The following is a 971-nucleotide window of genomic DNA, read 5'->3' as shown; positions in this document are numbered from 1 at the left end:
AACTCCCACAACTCATCCGGCACCAGCCGCTCAACGATCCCCACACCCGGAGCCTATCGAATACCCCAAATGAGATGACCTCTTAGACGGTGTCCTATGTGGTGATCACTCGTTGTGCTGTGCATGGGACGGGGTACGTGGAGTTGGATTGTTCCGGACGGATTGTGGGAGATCGCGAAGCCGCTGATCCCTCCGTCGAGAGTGCGGCCGCAGGGTGGCGGGACGCAGGACACTCCTGATGAGACGCTGTTCGCGGCCATCATCTACGTCCTGGTCAGCGGCTGTTCGTGGAGAGCGTTGCCGCCCTGCTTCGGCATATCGAAGTCGACCGCGCACCGCCGGTTCCTGATCTGGTCCAGAGCGGGGGTGTGGGGCCGCCTGCACGAGGCCGTGCTGCACCGCCTCGACGACGCCGGCCTGATCGACGTCACCCGCATCGTCCTGGACACCGCCCACGTCCGCGCTAAAAAAGGGGCGAACGCACAGGTCCGAGCCCCGTGGACCGGGGCAAGCCGGGTTCCAAGATGCACATCCTGTCGGACGCGAACGGACTGCCCCTCCTCGTCGGCATCTCGGCCAGCAACGTCCACGACAGCGAAGGACTGAAGCCCATGGTGGCCGGTCACCAAACGAGACACGACCCCTACCGCGGCCGGTACTTCAAGCCTCAGCGGCTCCATGCGGATAAGGCCTACGACATTCCCCACCTGCGGAAATGGCTGCGGGGGAAGCGCATCGGCGTGCGGATCGCCCGCAAAGGAATCGAGTCCAGCGAACGATTGGGCCGCCGCAGATGGGTGATCGAGCGGACGATGTCGTGGCTGTCCGGCTATCGCCGACTCAGCCCCCGCTACGAACGCAATCCCCGCAACTACCTGGCCTTCCTCGGCCTCGCCGCCGCCCTGTGCTGCTACAAGAGATACGTCCGCCTCACCACATAGGACACCGTCTTAGAGGGTGTTTAGTCCCGG

The 971-nt window shown here is 64.2% G+C and carries 1 protein-coding gene; it reads left to right on the top strand.

Annotated elements, in window-relative coordinates; genetic code table 11:
- Nucleotides 1-123: 123 nt before the first annotated feature.
- A protein-coding gene (locus tag N4G66_RS45185) for an IS5 family transposase (RefSeq protein ID WP_261710151.1) occupies nucleotides 124-941 on the top strand; the annotation gives its coding sequence in 2 pieces (ribosomal slippage) (nucleotides 124-472 and nucleotides 472-941; 819 coding nt in all).
- The last annotated feature ends 30 nt before the right edge of the window (nucleotides 942-971 follow it).

The sequence above is a fragment of the Streptomyces rhizosphaerihabitans genome, from assembly GCF_025399795.1.
Lineage (GTDB): Bacteria > Actinomycetota > Actinomycetes > Streptomycetales > Streptomycetaceae > Streptomyces > Streptomyces rhizosphaerihabitans.
Note: the sequence above shows the minus strand (reverse complement) of the source record. Positions and strands in the feature narration are given on the sequence as shown.